This is a genomic window from Pseudarthrobacter sp. WHRI 8279 (genome assembly GCF_040224115.2).
GTDB lineage: Bacteria > Actinomycetota > Actinomycetes > Actinomycetales > Micrococcaceae > Arthrobacter.
The window spans coordinates 3271310-3293873 of the sequence record NZ_CP168162.1 but is presented as its reverse complement, the minus strand read 5'-3'; the positions used below and the strand labels follow the sequence as shown (position 1 = coordinate 3293873).

Below are 22564 nucleotides of genomic sequence, written 5' to 3'. Positions count from 1 at the left end.
GAATCGGGCGGGCTGGTGCGCAATCCAAAAGTCATTGCCGCACCCCCATGCCTACTCTGGCGGCCTTTTCCCCCAGGACAGCGTCCTGAAGAGTCAGTTCGTACCTCCGGCACACATCTTCCCAGTCGTAATGGGTAGCTGCGCGCGCCCTGTTTGCCGCCCGCGCTTTCGCCCGCAGGTCGTGGTCAGTCAGCATGCGGCGCAAAGCACTCTCGATAGCCAGCGGATCAGGGGCCACAAGGTGCTCATCCGCCCGCAGGACCTCCGCGTTGTATGGCGTCTGCCGGGCAACCACAGGTGCTCCACAGGCCATCGCCTGGACCAGGGCCGGGTTGGTCCCGCCCACGCTGTGGCCGTGGAAGTATGCGCCGGCATGATGCCAGAGTGAGAGGAGCTTCTTGTCATCACTGACATGGCCGAGCCATTGGACGTTCGGATGTTCAGCCAACCGCTGCGCGGCCTCGTCCAACGGCCCCCCATAGCCGCTGGATCCGACGATCACCACTGGATGTTGCTCCGCCAGGCGTTCAGCTGCCTGGAAAAACTCTGAGACCGTGTTCTCGGGAACGAACCGGGCCACCATGAGTACATAAGACTGAGGCTGGAGTCCGGGGACAACCTCACTGGGGCTGGCAAGGTTGGCGCCGTACGGAATGAAGACACTCTTGCGCCCAAAGTCCCGTTTCCAGCGCCGCTGGATCTCAAGGGAGTCGCTGATCAGGATGGTGCCGTAGCGGGCCGTGAGCCGTGCGCCCAGCCGGAAGACGAACTTGGCGAACCGGTTCCACTTTGCGCGTTCCCACTCGATCCCGTCCACGTTCACCACGGTTGGTATTCCGCGGAGCTTCAGCAGCGGCAGGAAGAAACCGTTGGCAACATTCATGACCAGCGCCACCTGGGGCTTATGCCACAGCGCGTGAAGGACGGAAGTCAGCCCGAAAGAGAGGGTGCTCAGTGACTTGCTCTCAAGCCCGACTGTGTTGGTGGTTCGGATGCGCGGGTCGCGTGCTTCGTCGTCGTCCTTGGTTTGGCCTGCCCGGCAGTAGACGTTGACGTCCCAGCCGGCGTCGGCGAGGAATGGGGCGAGGCGCCGGACTGCAGTCTCAAAGCCGCCGTAGTAACTTGGGTAGCCGCGTGTCCCGATGACGACGACAGACTTGGACATGGGTTCTCCTAGATGAGTTTGTGGGCCACGTGCGCCGCTGCCCTGATTGGCCCGGTTGCGGCGCACGTGGCAGCTGCAGGCGTTGATGCCTAGAAGGACGTGACGCTCCGTGAGGTCTGTTCCCTGCTGGAACCTCGGAACGCAGGGGGGCTTTCGGGCTCAACCACTGCCGGTGAGTCGTCCGCGTCCCCGGAGGGGTCGCTGTCCGCAGAGTCCGGATCCGAGGAGTAGTACGAGTAGCCGTCAAATTCCTTCGCCGGCACGCAGTTCAGAAGCGTGCCAAGAACGGCTCCGTGCACCTTCCGGATGTTTCCAAGCGACTTGGTCAGCTGGTCCTTGGTGGTCCGGCCAGCCCGGACAACCACAATGGCACCGTCCGCGATCCTGGCAAGGAGTACCGCGTCGGTCACCGGGAGCAACGGCGGGGCATCGATGATCACGATGCCTTTCTCGGACAGGGATTCGATCAGCTGCTTCATGGCGTGGGAGCCAAGGAGCTCGGTGGGATTGGGCGGGATCCGGCCGGAGCCCAGGATCGACAGGTTGGGCAGGTCGCTCCGCTGCTGGAGAACGTCATCCACCTCTGCTTTTCCGGTGAGGACGTCGGTGATGCCTATTCCGGGGATGACGTCGAAGATCTTGGCCATGCTGGGGTGCCGCAGGTCTCCGTCAACAACGATGACCTGTTCCCCTCCGGCCGACATCGCCGAGGCCAGGTTGGCCGCAATAGTCGATTTGCCTTCCCCGCTCACCGAGCTCGTCACGACGATGATCCGGGGAGGGTTGTCCACGTCAAGGAATGTCAGGTTGGTGCGGAGTTCCCGGAGCGCCTCGGCGAAGGCCGGGCTCTGTGCCCGCGACCCTGGCGTTGGAGCTGCGGGTACGCCGCCCAGCACCTTGTTCTCACCCGTGAGCCGGAGATCCACCGGAAGGGCGCCGATGACCGGTACGGAGAACAGGTGTTCCACTTCAGCTGCGTTGTGCAGGCGGCGGTCCAGCCGGTCCCGGAGGAGCGCGGAAGCATAGGCCAGGAGGAGGCCCAGTGCTGCCCCGTACAGAGCTGTCATTGCCACGCCGGGAGAGACGGGTTTTGTTGGCAAAGCCGCTGGATCCAGGGGTACCAGGGAGAGGGGTGGTGTAACGGCTTCGAGGGCCTCACCTGAAGCGGCGGTGGCGGCCCTCTCCCTGTCCTGGACCTGCTTGCTCAGCTCGACGATCCAGGCGTCTGCCACCCGCTGGGCAATGGTGGGATCCGGGGACTGGGCCGTTATCCGGATTTCAGCTGTGTCGCGGGGGACGGTCACGGAGATGGCGCCCAGCAGGGCATCACTGGACATGTTCAGTCCGGTGGACAGGCGCACGTTGTCGGCTACAAGCCGGGATTCAGCCAGCGACTTGTAGTTTTTTGCCCTTGCTTTGGCCAGGGTGTCGCCGGCCAGCAGGCTGCTGACGTTGTCGGTCCCCACCGCAATAACAACTGCGCTGGCTTCCGCTGCGTAGATACGGGGGCGGAAAATGCTCCACGCCGTGGCCAGCAGGGTGACGATCAGGGTCACAACCACAATGTGCTTCCAGTACGTCCTGGCGACCCGGGCGTAGTCCCTCAGTCCCATCCCTGAGGCTGAAGCCTCGCTGCCGCCAATATCCTGATTACTCAAGAATCCGATCCCTCCTGCAGGTATACGTGCTGAATGGGCAGGTCCGGCGGAAGGGCCTGGTGCGGCCGGGTCGTTTCGAAAGACCTTTTCTTCTGCCATGATTGCCCCTTTTCCGGCGGGTTTCCTGTGTCTCTGTGCCGCTTTGGCGTGTTGCAAAGCTAGTACGAGGCCGGACGCCGCGGTCCGATAAGCAGCGGGGCTTGTGGCTGCCCGGGGGTAAGAATGTGGAAATTGCGGTTACCTGCAGCCTGGCCTCCGCACCCTGACCTAGCGCAGGGTGAGGACCAGTTTGGGCGCGGTGGTGCTGCCGGCTTCCTTGGAGTTGAGGTCCAGGCCGTCGGTGCTGGTGGCGTCCAGGCCGAGGGAGAGCAGTTGGCCGAGCTCGCTGGCCAAAGCGCTGGCAGTGAGCGGGACGCTGTAGTTGTTGTTGGCTGTGGTGGGGCCGAGCGTGCCGAGGATGGTGCCGGGGGTGGGGCGGTTGGTGTAGGTGAGTGTGCTTTCGCTCCAGCTGTCATCGGCCACGAGTTTGATGTTCTGTTTTCCTATTGACCCGCTGCCGGCGCTGCGCAGCTGCAGTGTTGCGCTTTCCAGGGTCCGGCCGGCGTAGGCAGAGAGGTCGAACTTCAGGTAGGTGATCTCAACCGGGCTGTTGTCAACGCTCAGGGTGGTGGAGGTGCCGTAGTTCGTGGCCGCTGCTCCGCCTGCTGCCCAGCTGTCCGCGGTGGCGGTGAGGGTAACGGTCTCGGACGTGCCGCCTCCGGTTTCCGCTGCCGTGGTGAAGGTCCAGGTCTTGTCCGTTGCCAGCGCATTGCCGGCCACGTCCTTCGCTCCAGTGGAGCCGCCCTTGACTGTTGCCGTATAGGTGGTGCCGGCCGCCAGGTCGGTACTTGGGTTGAGCGTCGCACTGTTACCGCTGCTGCTGTACGTCACGGCGGCCGGCACCGTCGTCGTCCCTGTGGTCAACGTGAACGTGTTGGACGTGATGGTCGTAGCGTTCATCGCTTCGGAGAACGTGGCCGTCACGTTTGCCGTGACAGCCACACCGGTGGCACCAGCGGACGGGGACGTGGCTGTCACCGTCGGAGCCGCCGTATCACTGCTACCACCGCCGCTGCCGCTGGACAGGGTGAGGACGAGTTTGGGTGCGGTGGTGCTGCCGGCTTCCTTGGAGTTGAGGTCCAGGCCGTCGGTGCTCGTGGCGTCCAGGCCAAGGGAGAGCTGTTGGCCGAGCTCACCGGCGAGGCCCGTGATGGTGAGCGGGACGCTGTAGTTGTTGTTGGCTGTGGTGGGGCCGAGCGTGCCGAGGATGGTGCCGGGGGTGGGGCGGTTGGTGTAAGTGATGGTGCTTTCGCTCCAGTTGTCATCGGCCACGAGTTTGATGTTCTGTTTTCCTATTGACCCGCTGCCGGCGCTGCGCAGCTGCAGTGTTGCGCTTTCCAGCGTCCGGCCGGCGTAGGCCGAGAGGTCGAACTTCAGGTAGGTGGCCTCAACCGGGGTGTTGTCGACGCTGAGCGTGGTGGAGGTGCCGTAGTTCGTGGCTGCCGCTCCGCCTGCTACCCAGCTGTCCGCGGTGGCGGTGAGGGTAACGGTCTCGGACGTGCCCCCGCCGCTTGCCGCCGCTGTGGTGAAGGTCCAGGTCTTGTCCGTTGCCAGCGCATTGCCGGCCACGTCCTTCGCTCCAGTGGAGCCGCCCTTGACTGTTGCCGTATAGGTGGTGCCGGCCGCCAGGTCGGTACTTGGGTTGAGCGTCGCACTGTTACCGCTGCTGCTGTACGTCACGGCGGCCGGCACCGTCGTCGTCCCTGTGGTCAACGTGAACGTGTTGGACGTGATGGTCGTAGCGTTCATCGCTTCGGAGAACGTGGCCGTCACGTTTGCCGTGACAGCCACACCGGTGGCACCAGCGGACGGGGACGTGGCTGTCACCGTCGGAGCCGCCGTATCACCCGGTGCGGGCGCTGTTCCAAGCGGCCGGTCCGAGAACCAGTAGCGCTGGGTGGCCTTGTTGCTGGCCATGACCACTACGCCCGTGGTGGCGTTGACGCCCTGTTTGGTGGTGGTGACGTCATTGATATTGGCAGATGCCCCGTCCTGGATCACCGGGGTGCCGCGGCCGCTGCTGAAGACCGGATTGTCCATGGAGGCAGTCTTCTCATAGATACTGCCTGGGACTCCTGAATAGGCACATCCCGAGGCCGATGTGGAGGGTGCGGTATGGAACGCCCTCACCACATTGTTGGTCGTGTCCAGCAGGATCTGGGGACGGGTCACGCAGTCGGCCAGAGTGGCGATGGTGGATCTGGTGAAGGAGCCGGTTCCCGGTCGGAAGACCAGCAGCTGCAACTGCGGAAGCGTCTTGTCGGTCGAAGAATCCAGGCTGGTCTTCACCGCCGCGTACACGCGCCCTGAAGGATCAGCCAGGAGCGCCTTGATGTTCAAATGGTCATCCGCCTGGCCTTTGCCCTGCACGGCGGGCTGGACTTTCCAGGATGATGCTGCGGACGGCGAGGTTCCGTCCGTGCGGGTGGCCCAGTACACGGTTCCTGCGGGAGCATCGCTCCACAGCACACCGATTTTATTGCTTCCATAGGACACGATTGCCGAGATGTCATCCGGTGCCGGGTTCGGATCGGCGACCGGCAGGACAAAGGGTGTCCCCCAGCTTGCCCCGCCCGCGGCGGAAGAGTTCACGTAGACGCTGCTGGTGTATCCGGAGGTTGAGCTTCCGGAAACCTGCGTCCAGGTGGCCCACACGGCACCCGTAGTGTCCTTGTCGATCGTCATGGACTCGCTGCTGTTGTTGTTGATGTTGGTGGGAAAACCGGCGTCGAGCGTGTACTTACCGGCAGCGTAGCTGTACCTGTACAACTTGGCGGGCTGACCCGGGACCGAAGCTTTTGTACTGGAGTCCCCTGACACCGTCACCACGTGCGAGGCGATGTACAGCTTGTTGCCGTCCCACAAAGTGTCCGCCAATGTGTTGCTGCGGGAGTCGATCGAGACCCCCGTGTTCACCCAGGTCTTTGCAGCCCTGTCCAGCCGGTAGATTTGCCAGCCGGTTCCCGTGGTCCACATATCAGCCCACCAGGACCCGTCGTTCCACCACAGCTTGCTCTGCGGTTTGTCCGAGGTGGGGGTGTTGGCCACTCCCGTGTAGCTGATGCTTTGGTAACCGTAATTCTCTGCGGCCTGGGCTGTGCCGCCGGCAGCAACAAGGCCCAGGACAAGCGCTACGGCCAGGGCAAGGGCTTGCGGAACGAGATGGCGAACTTTTGCTCTTTGCATATTCAGGTCCTTGGTGGCGCAGGTAGTCCTTGACGGCGTACCGCTGCTCTGGCGTCCCCTGCTTGAGTGCGGGTGGAAGCCAATGTAGACCTCCAAAATTGCCGGGGGCAATGGGGGAAACGGGACTGAAGGCCACTAGGGGATACGGGGCCTGATGACTATTTCCTCCGTGTTTCCTTGTTGTCCTGCAGGCATCTTCTGATGCTAAGAGGTACTCTCACTTGGGCCATGGCCAAAATTCGCCAGCCCAAGGCTGTGCCGATGCACAGAGCTTCCGCTTCACAGCGCGAATTACAGTGAGAGCAAGATGTGACCGGCCCCACTGATTGGTGCGGTCCTCGATCTTTCCGGCAAGCTTCTGCCTGCCAATCCCATTTGCATAACCACCGAAGGACGGCGCTCCCATGCCCGCTGACCAGCAGTTAGCCAAGTCGCTTAAGCCACGGCACCTTTCCATGATCGCGATTGCCGGCGTCATTGGTGCCGGTCTCTTTGTCGGCTCCGGCGCCGCCATCCAGCAGGCGGGCCCGGGAATCCTGCTGGCCTACATGGCCGCCGGTGTGGTGGTGATCCTGGTGATGCGGATGCTCGGTGAAATGGCCGCGGCCAACCCGGAGACCGGCTCCTTTTCCACGTATGCAGACAAGGCTTTGGGACGCTGGGCCGGATTCAGCATCGGCTGGCTCTATGCCTGGTTCTGGATCATCGTGCTGGGCATTGAGGCGACGGCCGGCGCAGCCATTATGCACCGCTGGGTTCCAGGCATCGACCAGTGGGTCTGGGCATTGATCCTCATGGTGCTTCTGACGCTGACCAACCTTGGTTCCGTGAAGTCCTACGGTGAATTCGAGTTCTGGTTCGCTTCCATCAAGGTCGCTGCCATCGTGCTGTTCCTGCTGTTCGGCGCGGCTGCCATCCTGGGCTTTGTCCCCGGCGTGCCCGCTCCGGGACTCAGCAACCTGATCGACAACGGCGGGTTCCTCCCGAACGGGCCTGGTGCGGTACTGGCCGGCATCCTGGTTGTGGTCTTCTCCTTCTTCGGAGCCGAGATCGCCACCATCGCCGCAGGCGAATCGGAGAACCCCGTGGACGCGGTCAAGAAGGCCGTCAAGTCCACTGTGTGGCGCATCCTGGTTTTCTACATCGGCTCCATCGCCATCGTCGTCACCCTGCTGCCCTGGAATGACGCCAGCGTTGCCAAGAGCCCCTACGTTGCGGTCATTGAACTGTTCGGTATTCCCGGCGCCGGCACCATCATGGACATCGTGGTCCTCACGTCCGTCCTGTCGTGCCTCAACTCCGGCCTGTACACCGCCAGCCGCATGCTCTTCTCGCTGTCCAAGCGGGGGGACGCCCCGGCGGCCTGGACCAGGATCTCCCGACGGGGCGTTCCCGCGGCGGCCGTGCTTGCCTCCACCGTGGTGGGCTTCGTGACAGTAGGACTGAACTACATTGCACCCGACACCGTGTTCCTCTTCCTGGTCAACACCTCCGGTGCCATTGCCCTGTTCGTATGGCTGGTTATCGCGTCCTCCCAGTTGATCCTGCGCAAGCGCATGGGTGCCGCAGGCAAGGACCTTGAACTGAAGATGTGGCTCTTCCCCTACCTGACGTGGCTCTCAATCGTCAGCATCGTGGCACTGCTGATCGGCATGGTCATCCTGGAGTCCACCCGCGAGTCCCTCCTGCTGTCCGTGGCCCTTGCCGCTGTCGTGGTTGGCGTCGGGGTGTGGCGCTACCGCAAGTCCGCCGGGCGCCCGGGTGGCGGGGAACTGCAGGCCGGCGAACGCCGTGAGGCTGCTGCGGAGGCAACTTCGGCGTCCTAATTCTCCAGTCTTTTCGCTTGGCAGAGAACCGCCCGTACCGGCAGCCGCACCTGGCGCGCCGGTGCGGGCGGTTCTCTCTTTGGGGCAGGACTCCGCGTGTGCGTTTTCCACATAGGAGCAGTTGGTGATGCAGTCCTCGCCAGTACGGCCGTAGCCTTGAGTCAAGCGCGAATCGCCTATCCGCTCCATATGCACTAAGATATTGAAGTCTGTGCTGCGTCCTGCCTCCCTTCCGGCGGCGGGGCCTTGCACGGCATCGCAAATGAACCTCCTGTTACGGAAATGCCGTAACCGCTTAGCCCAAAGGAGGTGGGTTCACATATGCGTCCTTACGAATTGATGGTAATCATCGACCCCGAGGTCGAAGAGCGTACCGTTGAGCCGTCGCTTCAGAAGTTCCTGAACGTCATCACAAACGATGGTGGAACCATCGAAAAGGTTGACATCTGGGGCCGTCGCCGTCTGGCTTACGACATCAAGAAGAAGTCTGAAGGTATCTACGCCGTGGTGAACTTCACCGCCAAGCCGGACACCGCCAAGGAACTTGACCGCCAGCTGTCTCTTAACGAGACCATCATGCGCACCAAGATCACCCGCCCCGAAGAGCAGAAGGTTGTTGCTGAGTAATTTCGGCACCGACTTTCATTCTTCACCGCAGGAACGCACTCTTCACCCAGGATCAACAAGGAGGCAGTAGATGGCAGGCGAGACCACCATTACGGTCATCGGTAATCTCACCAATGATCCGGAATTGCGGTTCACACCGTCCGGTTCAGCAGTAGCGAACTTCACCATCGCTTCCACCCCGCGTACCTTTGACCGCCAGTCCAACGAGTGGAAGGACGGGGAAACCCTGTTCCTCCGCGCCGCTGTCTGGCGTGAAGCAGCCGAGAACGTCGCCGAGTCCCTAACCAAGGGCATGCGCGTGATTGTGACCGGCCGCCTGAAGAGCCGTTCCTACGAAACCAAAGAAGGCGAAAAGCGCACCGTTATCGAGCTTGAGGTCGATGAAATCGGCCCCAGCCTGCGATACGCCAATGCCAAGGTCAACCGCACCCAGCGCTCCGGCGCTGGGGGTGCCGGAAGCGGCGCCCAGGGCGGCTTCGGCGGCGGCAACAGCGGCGGTGGCTTCGGAGGCGGCAACTCTGGTGGAAACCAGGGCGGCAACTCCGGTGGAGGCTGGGGCGGCGGCAACCAGCAGGCTGCGCAGGACGACCCCTGGGCAACGCCCGGCGTCTCCAACGCAGGCGGCTGGGGCAACGGCCCCGATTCCGAACCTCCCTTCTAAACACCCATTAAGGCCCGACGCCGGGACAGCCGAAAGTGCCTTCAGGCACCCAGGTGAATGCCGCCGTCGGACCACCACCATCCCGTGGATCAACATCCACGGGCTCCCTAGAATAGGAGCTCCACGATGGCTAAGGCTGAACTCCGTAAGCCCAAACCAAAGTCCAACCCCTTGAAGGCCGCTGACATCACTGTCATCGACTACAAGGACGTAGCATTGCTGCGCAAGTTCATCTCCGACCGCGGAAAGATCCGCGCCCGTCGCGTCACTGGCGTCACGGTGCAGGAACAGCGCAAGATCGCCCAGGCAATCAAGAACGCCCGCGAAGTTGCTCTGCTGCCTTACTCCGGCGCTGGCCGCGGCTAAGGAAGGGATTAACTAACATGGCAAAGCTCATTCTGACCCACGAAGTAACCGGTCTCGGTGCTGCTGGCGACGTTGTCGAGGTCAAGGACGGTTACGCACGTAACTACCTGCTGCCCCGCAACTTCGCCCTGACCTGGTCGAAGGGCGGCGAAAAGCAGGTTGAGTCCATCAAGGCTGCCCGCGCTGCCCGCGAGCACGCTTCCCTGGAAGATGCTCAGAAGCAGGCCGCCGCACTGTCCTCCAAGCCGGTCAAGCTTGTTGTCAAGGCTGGCGAGACCGGACGCCTGTTCGGCACCGTCAAGCAGGGCGACGTCGCCGACGCTGTTGAGGCCGCTGGCCTCGGCCGCATCGACAAGCGCAAGGTTGAACTGCCGACGCACATCAAGTCGGTTGGTTCCTACCAGGCCAACGTCCGTCTGCACGAGGATGTTGCCGCTGTCATCGAACTCGATGTAGTAGCTGGCAAGTAGTCCCTGACTGCTTAAAAGACCCCCGCTGCCGGATTCCGGCGGCGGGGGTCTTTTGCTTGATAGCTTCATACGGTGAACAGCACCGTACCTCCCACCCGCAGCCGCCCGTTCCACCAGGTTGATGTCTTCTCCCGCGAGGCTTACCGTGGAAACCCGCTCGCCGTCGTCGTTGATGCCGAGGGGCTGACGCCGAAGCAGATGCAGCAGTTCGCCAACTGGACCAACCTGTCGGAGACCACGTTCCTGCTGCCCCCTACCGATCCGCGTGCAGACTACCGGGTCCGCATCTTTACCGGCAGTGAGGAATTCCCCTTTGCCGGCCACCCCACGCTGGGTTCCGCCCACACCTGGCTCGAGTGCGGAGGAACTCCGCAGTCCGAGGGTTTCGTTGTCCAGGAGTGCGGCGCTGGCCTGATCCGTATCAAGCGCGACGACGGGAGGCTCGCCTTCGCAGCGCCGCCCATGTCCCGTTTTGGTCCGGTGGACGGCACGATCCGGAGCCGTATTGCGGCGGGGCTCCGCCTCGCCGAAGCCGACCTGCTGGATGCATCCTGGCTGGTGAATGGTCCCGAATGGATCGGTGTGCTGCTTGGTTCGGCGGAACAGGTCAGGGCCGTGGAGCCTGACTTCGCGGCGCTGGGCAACCTCAAGGTCGGGATTGTCGGGCCAGGGTGGGGGGAGGGCGGCACAGACTTTGAGGTCCGCACATTCATCCCTGGCGACGCCATGATGGAGGATCCCGTCACTGGCAGCTTCAACGCGGCGGCTGCGCAATGGCTGATCGGCAGCAACAGGGCCCCTCAGGAGTACGTGGCGGCCCAGGGGGCGGCACTGGGCCGTGCGGGCCGCCTCCACATCAAAGCCGAAGACGGCCGCATCTGGGTGGGAGGACACTCCACCACCTGCATCCGGGGATCAGTTGTCCTCTAGCACCGGGAATACTCCGTAAGCCCGTACCGTTCACAAGGTAGATGCATATGCATATATGCTGGAATGAACGAGTAACAGGAGAAGTGCCATGGAGACCCGCCGCATTACAGTCCTTTCCGCCGGGCTTGGCGTACCGTCGTCGAGCAGGCTGCTGGCTGACCAGTTGTCGGCCGCAGCAGAGCGGCAACTGAACGGTGCAAGCTTCAGTGTGCAGGTGGACGTCGTCGAACTCCGCGACCTCGCTGTGGACATCGCCAACAATTTTGTCACCGGCTACGCCGCGCCCCGGCTGGCAGGGGTGATAGCCGGCGTGGAAGCCTCTGACGGGATCATCGCGGTGACGCCGGTCTTCAGTGCGTCCTACAGCGGCCTGTTCAAATCCTTCATCGACGTCCTCGACCCCAAATCACTGGATGGCAAGGCCGTCCTGCTGGGCGCTACCGGCGGCACGGACCGCCACCAGATGGTCCTGGATTACGCCCTGCGCCCGCTGTTCAGCTATTTGCGCACCAGGACCGCGCCTACGGGCGTCTTTGCCGGCCCCCAGGACTGGGGCACCACGGACGACGGCGGCTCCTCGCTTTCGGACCGGATCGACCGGGCGGCAGGGGAGTTCACGCGGCTCCTCGAGGGGCCGCAGCCGGGCCGGAAGCCCGCTCCGATGGAGTCCCTTCCCTTCGAGCAGCTGCTCGCCGGGATCTCCGGAAACGGCTGACCGCCCGCCGCAAGGACCCGGCAGCGTCAATTTCCAAATTAGGGGTTGCAATTATGGTCTCCGCGGTTGACACTGAACGGGCGTGGGGACCGACGTTTAACTCCGGGGAGCGCACATGGGCGGACATGGGACAGGCCGGCGTATTCATGCTGTAAACCGGGGAGGTGATAGCCCGAGGGATGGCCGTCCGCGCCGGCCGCTGACCCCATTGCCCACCGCACTGCTTGCAGCGTTGATGCTCGTCCTAGGTTTTGTGGTGCTGCCCGTGGGGGCGTCTGCTGCCGAGGGTGACGTCGGGATCGAAGGCCCATCGCACTCGGGGACGGGAACGCCAACGGGTACTAAGCGCGCGACGAGTGCGTTGTGGTTCAACGATGGGCTCTGGTGGGGAAACCTTTGGGACACTGACAGCTCGGATTTCCATATCTTCCGGTTCAATGCCGCCAACAGCACGTGGTCAGATACCGGCGTCGCAACCGATACCCGGTCCAACACGCATCATGACGTGCTCTGGGACGGGGCGACGCTGTATGTGGCCAGCTACCGCTTCGTCAATGACGGACTGCCGGCGGAGCCCAACTTCCCTTCGACGATGCGGCGTTACAGCTACGATCCGGGGACAAAGACGTACTCGCTGCAAAGCTCCTCAAACATCAACAACTACCGCGTTGAGACCCTGTCCATCGACAAGGACTCGACCGGCCGGGTGTGGGCCACGTGGCAGCAGGGAAACCGCATCTACCTCAACGTCACAGCCACGGATGGTACGACCTGGGGGACGCCGTTCCCGCATCCTGCGTCGCTGAGCAACGTCTCTGTAGACGACTCGTCAGCGGTGATAGCGTTCGGGCCGGGCAAGATTGGTGTGATGTGGAGCCGGCAGGTCGATGATTCCTCCGACGGGATGTATTGGAGCTACCACGTCGACGGAGCGTCAAACGCCGACTGGACCGCGGCCGTGCCGGCGGTCTCGGGGCAGCGCAGCGGTGATGACCACATGAACCTGAAATGGCTGGACTCCTCGGGTGGCCAGGTCTTCGCCGCCATCAAGACATCCTTCACATCGGCGGCCCAGCCGCTGATCCAGCTCTTGGCGTTGAACGGAACCACCTGGTCGGCGCACACGATCGCGACTGTGTCCGAGTGCCCGAACCGGGTGATCGTCCTGATCGACGAGAGCACCCAAAGACTGCGTACTTTCGCTACCTACCCCAAGCCGGGCGGGACCACGAACGCCGGTAGCTGCACCAGTTCGGGCGGCGCAATCTACGAGAAGTCGACGCCACTGGACAACATCAGCTTCAGCACCGCTAAGACCGCCCGAATCGTCGATGCCGACCAGTATGTCCACAACGTGACGTCAACGAAGCAGAACCTCAACAGCGCGGCGCGCGGCACGGCGAGCAGCGGACTGCTGCTGCTCGCGGATGTGAACGCCACCAGCCGGTACTGGCACTTCTACGATTCGAGCAGCGGTGGTGGCGGCGGTGGCAGTGACACGATCGCTCCGACTGTGACGGGCACATCCCCGCTCGAGGATGCCACCGGGGTGGCGGTGACGGCGGACGTGGCTTCCACATTCTCTGAAGCCATGGACCCCTCGACCGTTGGGCCGGGCACGTTCACCCTAGAGGCAGGGACGACGGCGGTGACGGCCACGGTAAGCCTCGACAGCACAGGTAAAGTCGCGACGCTCAACCCTGGCGCCGACCTGGCGGCCAACACCACGTACACCGCGACGATCGAGGCCGGTTCCAGTGGCGTGAAGGACGTGGCCGGCAACGCCTTGGCATCGGACAAGACCTGGAGCTTCACCACAGCGGCGGCAGGTGGCGGCGGGACACCAGAAACCGTCACCCTGACGGCCACCGCGGACAGTTATGTGGCGGGCACAGCGACGGCGACGAACTATGGGTCGAGTACCCTGCTGGGTGTTGATAAGAGCCCGATTGAGATCACGTACCTGAAGTTCGACCTCTCGGCCTACGCCGGCCGGACCCTGGAGAGCGCGACACTGCAGCTGCGCAGCGCCGGCAGCGGCTCCAAGGGTACGCAGAACGTCAAGCTCGTTGCGGATGACAGCTGGACCGAGGGCGGAATCACCTACAATAACCGCCCCGCTCTGGGGGCCAGCGTCGCCACGCTCGGCCCCACAACAGCCAACACCAACTACAGCGTGCCGCTTACCGTGGCCAGCCTGGCCGGTGAGCTCGGCCAGGAGCTTTCGCTGGGGCTGGATTCCACCAACAGCGACGGCCTGGACCTCAGTTCCAAGGAAACAAGCAGCGCCGCCGCACCCAAGCTCGTCCTTACGCTCAGGTAGGCCGGTCAGGGGGGTGGGTCCGGCAGGGCTTACTCGTCCAGCAGCTCGATGAATTCCCGCGCCTGCTTCATGGAGATATCGGAGTGCCGCGTGAGCGCCGTTGCAGCAGCTTCTGTGTCACCGTTCCGGGCCAGGGTGCGTATCCGGCCATAGATTTCGTCATTGAGCATGTTGCTGCTGACCTCGCGAGTTACGTCGCCCTTGCTGGCGATGGCCCGGTAGCGGTACGGGAACCGCTGCGGCTCGTCATCGTCGTCTTCAACCTCGGCATGCGCCGCCTCCGCGCCCCGGTAGGGCTGCGGATGTGCTGCCAGCGCGCCCACGGCGTCGCGTGACGCGCGCAGGCCGTCGCCGCTGACTTCGTAGTACAGCTTGATCGCGGCCATGGCCTGGCCCTGCGCGATCAGGGCATAGAGCCGCCGGTGTTCGTCCTCGGAAAGTTTGGCGGCGGCAGTGCGGGCCAGATCGGCGGAGTTGGGTGCAGGCGCCGGCGGCTGGGCGGCGGCAGTGGCCTTTCGCCTGCTGATGGCGCGGGCAACCAGGATGACTCCGGCAGCCACGGCCAGGAGGATGAGGACAGGGACCACAAGCGATTCCATTTTTTCTAACGCCGTTCTGTGTACTTCCTGGCAGGGGCCAGATCTGAATGCATCGCCTGGGTGTTCTGACTGGGCCGCGTGATGGACTCCAGGCGTGCCCGGGCCGCCGTGGCAGCCTGGACCTGGGCCGCATAGTGCTGCGCTGAACGCTCGGCCAGGTCACGCTGGTACCTTTCGGCATCGGACAGGCCCGAATCACGCGGACTGAGGGCCGTGGCAAGCCCCCAAATGAGCGCCACCAACACAATTGCCGGCAGCAGAACCAGCAGCAGTTCGCCCATGTATAGAGCTTATGCCAGATCCGGTTTATCCACAGCAATATTCACCTCTGCGCATACCGCACGCATCTCACGCGACCTACTCCCTGACCCGGGCCTGCACCACCCGCGGCGGAGGCACATGAAGTGCGTCACTGCCACGGACGGGGCGGTTTTGCTCCGTGCACGCCATCAGAGGCTGTGGATGAAAATATCTGGAAAAAACATCTACTCCACAAGGTGTCAGCCACGTTTCCGCAGGTCAGACTGACATTTGGCGCGAAAGTTTTTTGCTGTCCACAGTCTTTCCCACAGGCTGTGCACAAGCTATGCCCCTTAGTGCACAGGTTTTCCACAGGGCCTGGTGCCCGTTGACTTTGCCGCTGGGGCACGGGGGACTAGCGTAGCGGGGTACCTGTTTTTCAGGGCTCCTGCGGTTCCGGACGGACGCCGATGACAGCAGCCGTAGAACCTCTGGAACCCTAAAAAGAGGCCCATTGTGGAAAACCTGTGGATACTGGGGATAACTCTCGAACTCCCCATCCGCAGCGCTGGATCCCCAGCATTGTCACACCCCGCTGGTACACCTGGACAGGTAGCGGAGCCCAGTTTTCGGGCAACGCCCTAGCAGGACGGTTAACCACCGGTGCCACCAAGGCGCCGGCTCACATGGAGGACGGCAGCTTTGTCAATCGCGCATCTGGATCCGGTCGAGACAACCCGCGGATCTGACGCCAGCCGCAAGCCGCCGCAGGACATCCCCGCCGAGCAATCGGTGCTGGGCGGCATGATGCTGTCCAAGGATGCCATCGCCGATGTCGTGGAAATCCTCCGCGGCCAGGACTTCTACCGCCCGGCACACGAAACCATCTATGAGGCAATCATCGACCTCTATGGCCGCGGCGAGCCCGCGGACGCCGTCACTGTCTCCGATGAGCTCACCAAGCGCGCAGAGATCAACAGGATCGGCGGCCCCGCCTACCTGCACGAGCTGATCCAGACCGTTCCCACCGCCGCCAACGCGGGGTACTACGCGGAAATCGTTGCTGAACGTGCCGTGCTCAGGCGCCTCGTAAACGCGGGCACCAAGATCGTCCAGCTCGGCTACGGTTCGGACGGCGAGGTGGAGGACCTGGTGAACCAGGCCCAGGCCGAGGTCTATGCCGTGGCAGAACGGCGTACCGCGGAGGACTACGTGGTCCTCAAAGACGTCATGGAGTCCACGGTGGACGAAATCGAGGCGTCCGGCCACCGCGGGGAGGGCATGACCGGCGTGCCCACCGGCTTCTACGAGCTGGATGAGCTCACCCACGGGCTCCACCCCGGCCAGATGATCGTCATCGCAGCCCGTCCGGCCGTGGGTAAGTCCACGTTCGCCCTGGACTTTGCCCGGTCCGCCGCCATCAAGAACAACCTGGCCACGGTCATGTTCTCGCTCGAAATGGGCAGGAACGAGATCGCCATGCGCCTCCTCTCCGCAGAGGCAACCATTGGACTGCAGGACCTCCGCAAGGGAACCATCAAGGACGAGCAATGGTCCAAAATCGCCACCACCATGGGCCGGATGAATGATGCCCCGCTGTTCATCGATGACAGCCCCAACATGTCGCTGATGGAGATCCGGGCAAAGTGCCGGCGCCTGAAGCAGCAGCACGATCTCAAACTGGTGATCCTGGACTACCTGCAGCTCATGAGCTCCGGCAAAAAAGTCGAGTCCCGCCAGCAGGAGGTCTCCGAGTTCTCTCGTGCACTGAAGCTCCTGGCCAAGGAACTCCAGGTCCCCGTGATCGCGCTGTCCCAGCTCAACCGCGGTTCCGAGCAGCGCCAGGACAAGCGGCCCATGGTTTCCGACCTCCGCGAATCGGGCTCCATCGAGCAGGACGCCGACATGGTGATCCTGCTCCACCGTGAGGACGTCTACGACAAAGAATCACCCCGCGCCGGAGAGGCTGACATCCTGGTGGCCAAACACCGTAACGGCCCCACCAAAGACATCGTGGTCGCCTTCCAGGGCCATTACTCCCGGTTCGCCAATATGGCGGCCGACGCCGGAGGCGGCGGCTTCTAGGACCTGCCGCCACCGGGACTCCGGACTTAGCCCTGCCCCAGCAGGTGGTTGGGCAGGCGGTTGCCCGGTGCCGTGCCCCTGATCTCAAGCAGCTCGCGGGCATGGGCGTGCAGCCTTCTGTCCTCTTCGCTGACCGGCACCCAAGGGGGTACGGGCACGGAGTTGCCATCGGCGTCGCGGGCCACCATCACTGTCAGGCAGTAGGTGGTCAGGTTCATCTCCCGGCTCTTCGGATCGCCCGAGCGGACGTGGACCGCAACGTGCATGCCCTTGGTCCCCGTGTAAACCAGCCGCGCTTCCACCTCCACCACGTGGCCAATGAGCAGCGGACGGTAGAAACGGACCCCGCCGGAGAAGACGGCGACGGTGTCCATGCCGCAATACCTGGAGGCGCATACGTAGGCCGCCTCGTCGATCCACTTCATGACAATTCCGCCGTGGACCTTGCCGCCCCAGTTCACGTCGGTGGGTGCTGCCATGAATCGCAGGGTCACCCGCTCGGCCGTTCCTGCATCCGTATATTCCTGCCGGTTCATGGCTTCGACGATCTGCTCGCGGACCTTGATCCGTGCCAGCGCATGGTCCCGCTGTTCGATCTCGTCGGCGGTGACGGGCTCGAACTGCTGCACCGGGACCGGTTTTCCACCCTCGCCCACCGCCACGAAAATCACCATGCACTGGCTTCGCATGGTGGCCGGACCGCCCTTGGGGTCCCCGGAGGAAACCACCGTGCGGATGTGCATGGAAGAGCGTCCGGTGTAGACGATGGTGGCCTCCACCTCCACCATGTCACCGCTGTTGACCGGATCGGCGAAGTGGATGTTTCCCACGTACGCGGTGACGCAGTAGGACTTCGACCACCCCACGGCTGCGGCATAGGCGGCCTTGTCCACCCACTCCAGGACGGTGCCAGCGTCCACGGAGCCGCTGTGGCCAACGTCTGTGGGAGCGGCCAGGAAACGGAGGGTCACTGAGTTGGAGGCACGGATCTCGGTCATGCTGCGATCATACTGACGCCGGGGGTTACCCACCGGTCGGGTCCCGCAACAAAGCTGTTGCGGGAACACCGCCGGCAAACGCGGCTGCCCCGCCCGCCAGGTTTGGCGGACGGGGCAGCGCACCTGCGGCCTGAACGCAGCTAGCCTGCGCGGGTGTAAACGATGTCCGGCTGGGCTGGCAGTTCCATGCCTTCACCGATATAGAAGCCCGGGTGCGGCGGCTGGTTGTACGAGACGTTCTCGCGGGCAACCGAGAGCCGGTACACAGGATCGTGCATCAGCGTCCGGAGCCGGACCTCCGTCCCGGCAGTAGTGGTGTAGATCCGCAGCTCCGTGCTGTCCGACGACGGCCACGCAATTTCCTCCCGCCAGTCACCGAGGAGGTCGGCCTGGATGGCCGGGGTTCCCTTGGTGCCGTTGTTGGACTTCGCGCCGGTGGCCGTGAGCAGCCGGTCGCTGGATTCCGTTTCCCAGTTCCACTTGGCGATGCTGGGCGTACCCGTGGTGGTGGCCGCATCCCAGTCATGGTCAACGATCTCGCGCAACAGGTCGCCGTCCCACCAAGCCAGGAAGTTGGCCGCAGGAATGCTGTTGGCAATCAGCTGGCCCTTGGCGGACCGCAGCTCGCCCACCGGAGAGTTCCAGGCAGCGTCGCCGCCGATGGCCCAGCCCTCGGCCCCTGCATGCCGCGGATCAATGTCACCCGCCGCAGCGCGTCCCGTGTCCTTGGCAGCAGGAATGCTCCAGAGGATCTCCCCGGTGCGGGAATCCCGGAAGGTGGCTCCCCTGTTGCCGCTGGACCCCATGTCCTCGTGGGCGGCGAATGTCTCCAGGCCCGGGCGGGACGGGTCAAGATCGCTGGTGTGGATGGCGTCACCGTGCCCGAGGCCGGTGTTGTAGAGCGGCTTGCCGTTATCGTCGATGGTCATGGAACCGAAGACGAACTCGTCCTTTCCGTCGGCATCCACGTCCGCCACGGACAGGTTGTGGTTGCCCTGGCTGCGGTACTGGGCACCGGCGGTGTCAGAGTCGAACATCCAGCGCTTGCTGATCTTGCCGCCCACCAGGTCGTAGGCGGCAAGCACCGTGCGCGTGTAATAGCCGCGGCTGAACATCATGGACGGGCGCTCCCCATCCAGGTACGCCACGGCGCCGAGGAAACGGTCCACGCGGTTGCCGTAGCCGTCGCCCCAGGCTGCCACGTCACCGCGGGGAGGGTCGTAGGCCACGGTATCCATGATGGTGCCGGTTGCTCCATGGAAGACGGTGAGGAACTCCGGACCCGTCAGTACATAGCCGCTGCTGTTGCGGTAATCCGCCCCCGCGTTGCCGACCACCGTCCCGGCAGCGTCCCGGGTGCCGTCCGCCGTCTTCATGGCAACTTCGGCCTTGCCGTCGCCGTCAAAATCATAGGCGAGCAGCTGGGTGTAGTGGGCACCGGCGCGAATGTTCGGTCCCATGTTGATCCGCCAGAGCCTGGTGCCGTCCATGCGGTAGGCGTCAACGTACACCAGCCCTGTGTAGCCTCCCTGGGAGTTGTCTTTGGAGTTGGACGGGGACCACATCTGGAGGATCTCGTACGTTCCGTCGCCGTCCAGGTCCGCCACGCTGGAGTCACCGGCGGAGTAGCTGTAGGGCTGGCCGTCCTTGGTGTAGTCATCGGCGGGCTTGTCCAGTTTCACAGCCAGGTAGTTCTGTGCCAGCGGCACGAACTCGGCGGTGAGCTCCTCCCCGCCGTTGCCCACGGTTTTGATGGCGTACCGGGACGAAGCCGTCCCGGAGGGGTCCAGGAAAGTGGTGCTGCCGCGGATCGGCTCTTCGGTGAGCTGGACGCCGTCGCGGATGACATGGAAGCCGATCTGCTCAGGGTCCAGGCCAAGCATGCGCCAGCCCACCCGCACGCCTTCGCCGGTCAGCAGAGCCACCGGTGCGCGGTCCAGGTCTTCCATCTGCCGGTTCACCACCGTGACCTTTTCAGTTCCAATCACGGGGGAGGGAGCAGATTCGCCGCCCTTGTTCACCGTGGTGACCCGGTAGTAGTACTTGATGGTGGTCAGGACCGTGTAGTCGGTGTAGTTAACCTCGGTGGCACGTCCCACGTACCCGAAGGGGCCGTCGGGAGAGGTGGACCGGTAGACGAGGTAGGCGGCAGCGTCGGAAACCTTCTGCCACTTGAGCGTGACGCTTGTTTTCTCCACGGCCTTGATGTCCACCTTGCCGGTGGCGGCGGGCGCTGGAGTGTTGGGGTCAACCAGGGCGGTCTCCACCGTGTTGGACGGAACCGACTCGAGTCCGGTGCTGTCCAATGCCGTGACGAAGTACTTGTATTTGAGGCCGGCGAAGGCTGTGGCGTCCGTGAAGGACGCTGCTGTCACATCCCCGGCGATCAGCTGCGGTTCGGTCTCAAAGGAGGCCTGGCGGAACACCTTGTAGCTGGCCGCGTCCGCCACGGCATCCCAAGCGAGGTCCACGGTTGGCGGTTCGGCTGCGGCATCGACGGCGGTGGTGTGCAGGTTGGTGGGTCCCACCAGCAGCGGGGTGACCTCCAGGCCGTTGAGCCGCTGGCCGGAGCCGCTGATGGCCAGGTTCAGCTGGCCGTCGGACACCAGTACCTGGCTGATGATCTTGGTGGCGGAGGATTCCCTGCCGGAGGACACCTGGCCGTAGGGCGTGCCCTCGGCGGCGACGTCTGTCCGGGTAGAGCCGATCCAGTCGCTGTGGTAGGTCTTCAGCGCGTAAGTGCCGTTGGGGACGTCCAGCTGGAACTCGAAGCTGGAGCCGCTGAGCACGAAATCCCGCAGCAGGTTGCTGGTCACCGCGCCCCGGTCCCTGTCGGCGAGTACCGAGATGTCCTTGAACCCAAAGCCGCGCTCGGCAGTGTAGCCCATGGTCCGGTTGACTTCGGTGTAGCCCGCCTCGAGCGGAGCTCCCACGGGGCCAAAATCGAACTTGTATTTGGCCTTCTTGGTGGTGACGGCGAGTGCGTCGCTTGGCTCGGAGAGTCCCCTGCCGTTCATGGCCGCCACCCGGACGCTGTAAGCGGTGCCTTCTGCGAGTCCGGTGAGGTTGGCTGTGGGAACCGTTGCCGTGGTGGTCAGTTTGTAGGCACTGTCCGGTTCGGAAGCGAGCTTGCGGTACACCTTGTAGATGTCAGCCCCTTCAACGGGCTGCCACTTTAACAGTGCCCCGGCATTGGAGACGCTTCCGGCAACCAGTCCCTGCGGCTTGGCGGGAACGGACGACGGCGGCGCGATTTCCTTCACTCGGGAGGCCAGCGGGACGCTGAGCTGCTTCACGCCGCCCGCCACGAGCCGGGCAATCTGGATGGCCCCGTATTCCTGGAAGTGGGTGTTGTCCACGGTCCCGGTTGGGCGGTTGGGATACACGCCGGCATCAACGTGGAGGAAGACGGATTTGGTGTCCTCAGGGCCGATCTGGTCATAGTAGGCGCGGCTCGAGGCGGACAAGTCCACCAGGGCCACGTTTTCCTCGGCAGCGAGTTCCTGCATCTTGGCCACGTATTCCGGAAAGCTGACGCGGAACTTGCCGGTGGCTTCGTCGTAGTCCCGGCGCCCCACGGGGGTCACCAGCACGGGCGTTGCACCGCGCTGCCGGGCACCGTTGACGTACGTGCGGAGGTACTCCTTGTAATCGGTGGGGGAGGCGTAGCGGTCATCCACGCCGATGGTGGCGTCGTTGTGGCCGAACTGGACCATCAGGTAGTCGCCCGGGTTGATGACGCGGAGGATCTCGTCCAGCCGTCCCTGGGTGATGAAGTTCTTGGAGCTCCGGCCGCCGATGGCATGGTTCTTAAAAGAGACACTGCTGTCAAAGTAGCGGTCGATCATTTGTCCCCAGCCCGCCTGGGGCACGTACCCGGGATCGTAGGTCTGGACGGTGGAGTCGCCGGCGAGGTAGACGCCGGGGTCGGTGGTGGCGGTCCGCGGTGCCCGTGCGGCGATGACCAGGGAGTTGATTTTGGCCGCCGTGCCGCTGAAATCGAGGTTGAGCTGTCCGTCCACCAGGGAGATGGGGAATTCCATTTCCAGGTACTGGCTGGCCGGTTTATCCGTAACCTGGACCTTGGCCATTTTCTCGGCGGTGATGGCGATGTTCGTGGCCTCGGCGGCGTCGCCGGCAATGAGCTTGACGGTGTAGTCGCCATTGGGCAGGTCCACCAGGAAGGAGCTTCCCTGGACCTGCACAAAGTCAGACCGCAGGGGGTCTCCCGTGCCCCGGTCAACTCCGGAGGTGACTGCCGTGTCCGTGAAGCCGAATTTTCCGGCGGCGGAGTACGGGGTCGCGGCGTCCACGTGAGTATAGCCGTCTGCCGTTACTCCGGGTCCGAAGTCGAACTTGAAGCCGCTTCCCACTGCCGGGAGGGCAGTGTCGGCCTGAACGGCCGGGAGCCCTGTGAAGGCGATGGCGGCTGAGGCCACCGCGGCGGTGACGGCTTTTGCTCCTGCCGGCAGCCTGCGGCGGGGCGGCGGCCCCTCCTGGGGAACCGGGGTCACTTGCGGGGGTTTGTTCACGAACATCTCCTTCGATGAGCAATGGCAAGGCAGGCCCAGGATTGGAACGATTCAAAGACGCGCGGGAGGCGTCCTGCGGGAAAA

At 63.7% G+C, this 22564-nt stretch carries 16 protein-coding genes; 9 read left to right on the top strand and 7 right to left on the bottom strand.

The window, feature by feature from the left end; translation table 11 throughout:
• Positions 1–31: 31 nt before the first annotated feature.
• From ABRP28_RS15190 to ABRP28_RS15180, 3 genes are all read right to left on the bottom strand, one after another.
• The gene (locus ABRP28_RS15190) at positions 32–1165 is read right to left on the bottom strand and encodes a glycosyltransferase (RefSeq protein ID WP_350003447.1); all 1134 of its coding nucleotides are present in this window, start codon (positions 1163–1165) and stop codon (positions 32–34) included.
• Positions 1166–1254: 89 nt separating this feature from the next.
• Complete coding sequence (locus ABRP28_RS15185; RefSeq protein ID WP_350003449.1) at positions 1255–2823, bottom strand: polysaccharide biosynthesis tyrosine autokinase; 1569 nt, start codon at positions 2821–2823, stop codon at positions 1255–1257.
• A 267-nt stretch (positions 2824–3090) separates the two neighbouring features.
• Positions 3091–6108: an Ig-like domain-containing protein gene (locus ABRP28_RS15180; protein WP_350003451.1), complete on the bottom strand. Its 3018-nt coding sequence runs from the start codon at positions 6106–6108 to the stop codon at positions 3091–3093.
• 404 nt (positions 6109–6512) lie between these two features.
• Here ABRP28_RS15180 and ABRP28_RS15175 point away from each other — a divergent pair, with 404 nt between their 5' ends.
• The 8 genes from ABRP28_RS15175 to ABRP28_RS15140 all read left to right on the top strand — a co-directional run bounded on the left by ABRP28_RS15175 (position 6513) and on the right by ABRP28_RS15140 (position 14026).
• Entirely contained in the window at positions 6513–7934 is a 1422-nt protein-coding gene (locus ABRP28_RS15175) for an amino acid permease (RefSeq protein ID WP_350003453.1), read from the top strand.
• Positions 7935–8255: 321 nt separating this feature from the next.
• On the top strand, positions 8256–8561 hold the full coding sequence (gene rpsF / locus ABRP28_RS15170) for a 30S ribosomal protein S6 (RefSeq protein ID WP_050683795.1): 306 nt from the start codon (positions 8256–8258) through the stop codon (positions 8559–8561).
• 70 nt (positions 8562–8631) lie between these two features.
• Positions 8632–9222, top strand: a complete 591-nt coding sequence (locus tag ABRP28_RS15165; RefSeq protein WP_066272611.1) for a single-stranded DNA-binding protein — start codon at positions 8632–8634, stop codon at positions 9220–9222.
• A 126-nt stretch (positions 9223–9348) separates the two neighbouring features.
• The gene (gene rpsR, locus ABRP28_RS15160) at positions 9349–9588 is read left to right on the top strand and encodes a 30S ribosomal protein S18 (RefSeq protein ID WP_003800144.1); all 240 of its coding nucleotides are present in this window, start codon (positions 9349–9351) and stop codon (positions 9586–9588) included.
• Positions 9589–9605: 17 nt separating this feature from the next.
• The gene (gene rplI, locus ABRP28_RS15155) at positions 9606–10058 is read left to right on the top strand and encodes a 50S ribosomal protein L9 (protein ID WP_231454198.1); all 453 of its coding nucleotides are present in this window, start codon (positions 9606–9608) and stop codon (positions 10056–10058) included.
• Positions 10059–10130: 72 nt separating this feature from the next.
• Positions 10131–10988 (top strand): PhzF family phenazine biosynthesis protein, encoded by an 858-nt coding sequence (locus ABRP28_RS15150; RefSeq protein WP_350003457.1) that lies wholly within the window; start codon positions 10131–10133, stop codon positions 10986–10988.
• Positions 10989–11076: 88 nt separating this feature from the next.
• Entirely contained in the window at positions 11077–11703 is a 627-nt protein-coding gene (locus ABRP28_RS15145) for an FMN reductase (RefSeq protein ID WP_350003459.1), read from the top strand.
• A 235-nt stretch (positions 11704–11938) separates the two neighbouring features.
• Positions 11939–14026, top strand: coding sequence for an Ig-like domain-containing protein (locus ABRP28_RS15140; protein ID WP_374152863.1), 2088 nt, complete (start codon positions 11939–11941; stop codon positions 14024–14026).
• Between the two features lie 29 nt (positions 14027–14055).
• Here the strand turns inward: ABRP28_RS15140 and ABRP28_RS15135 are convergent, their stop codons facing one another.
• Both ABRP28_RS15135 and ABRP28_RS15130 read right to left on the bottom strand, forming a co-directional pair.
• Entirely contained in the window at positions 14056–14625 is a 570-nt protein-coding gene (locus ABRP28_RS15135; RefSeq protein WP_350003462.1) for a hypothetical protein, read from the bottom strand.
• Between the two features lie 5 nt (positions 14626–14630).
• On the bottom strand, positions 14631–14906 hold the full coding sequence (locus ABRP28_RS15130) for a hypothetical protein (protein WP_350003464.1): 276 nt from the start codon (positions 14904–14906) through the stop codon (positions 14631–14633).
• Positions 14907–15567: 661 nt separating this feature from the next.
• Here ABRP28_RS15130 and dnaB point away from each other — a divergent pair.
• Positions 15568–16950: a replicative DNA helicase gene (gene dnaB / locus ABRP28_RS15125; RefSeq protein ID WP_013602891.1), complete on the top strand. Its 1383-nt coding sequence runs from the start codon at positions 15568–15570 to the stop codon at positions 16948–16950.
• Positions 16951–16976: 26 nt separating this feature from the next.
• On the opposite strand, the gene ABRP28_RS15120 is transcribed toward dnaB, so the two are convergent.
• Both ABRP28_RS15120 and ABRP28_RS15115 read right to left on the bottom strand, forming a co-directional pair.
• The gene (locus tag ABRP28_RS15120) at positions 16977–17948 is read right to left on the bottom strand and encodes an acyl-CoA thioesterase (protein ID WP_350003466.1); all 972 of its coding nucleotides are present in this window, start codon (positions 17946–17948) and stop codon (positions 16977–16979) included.
• 140 nt (positions 17949–18088) lie between these two features.
• Positions 18089–22486, bottom strand: a complete 4398-nt coding sequence (locus ABRP28_RS15115) for an SGNH/GDSL hydrolase family protein (protein WP_374152862.1) — start codon at positions 22484–22486, stop codon at positions 18089–18091.
• Positions 22487–22564: the final 78 nt, after the last annotated feature.

Bases quoted from the DNA above. Each gene is read 5' to 3' on its own strand.
- ABRP28_RS15190 (WP_350003447.1), bottom strand. From the start codon at position 1,165: ATGTCCAAGTCTGTCGTCGTCATCGGGACACGCGGCTACCCAAGTTAC.
- ABRP28_RS15180 (WP_350003451.1), bottom strand. From the start codon at position 6,108: ATGCAAAGAGCAAAAGTTCGCCATCTCGTTCCGCAAGCCCTTGCCCTG.
- ABRP28_RS15175 (WP_350003453.1), top strand. From the start codon at position 6,513: ATGCCCGCTGACCAGCAGTTAGCCAAGTCGCTTAAGCCACGGCACCTT.
- rpsF (WP_050683795.1), top strand. From the start codon at position 8,256: ATGCGTCCTTACGAATTGATGGTAATCATCGACCCCGAGGTCGAAGAG.
- ABRP28_RS15165 (WP_066272611.1), top strand. From the start codon at position 8,632: ATGGCAGGCGAGACCACCATTACGGTCATCGGTAATCTCACCAATGAT.
- rpsR (WP_003800144.1), top strand. From the start codon at position 9,349: ATGGCTAAGGCTGAACTCCGTAAGCCCAAACCAAAGTCCAACCCCTTG.
- rplI (WP_231454198.1), top strand. From the start codon at position 9,606: ATGGCAAAGCTCATTCTGACCCACGAAGTAACCGGTCTCGGTGCTGCT.
- ABRP28_RS15145 (WP_350003459.1), top strand. From the start codon at position 11,077: ATGGAGACCCGCCGCATTACAGTCCTTTCCGCCGGGCTTGGCGTACCG.
- ABRP28_RS15140 (WP_374152863.1), top strand. From the start codon at position 11,939: ATGCTCGTCCTAGGTTTTGTGGTGCTGCCCGTGGGGGCGTCTGCTGCC.
- ABRP28_RS15135 (WP_350003462.1), bottom strand. From the start codon at position 14,625: ATGGAATCGCTTGTGGTCCCTGTCCTCATCCTCCTGGCCGTGGCTGCC.
- ABRP28_RS15130 (WP_350003464.1), bottom strand. From the start codon at position 14,906: ATGGGCGAACTGCTGCTGGTTCTGCTGCCGGCAATTGTGTTGGTGGCG.
- ABRP28_RS15120 (WP_350003466.1), bottom strand. From the start codon at position 17,948: ATGACCGAGATCCGTGCCTCCAACTCAGTGACCCTCCGTTTCCTGGCC.
- ABRP28_RS15115 (WP_374152862.1), bottom strand. From the start codon at position 22,486: ATGTTCGTGAACAAACCCCCGCAAGTGACCCCGGTTCCCCAGGAGGGG.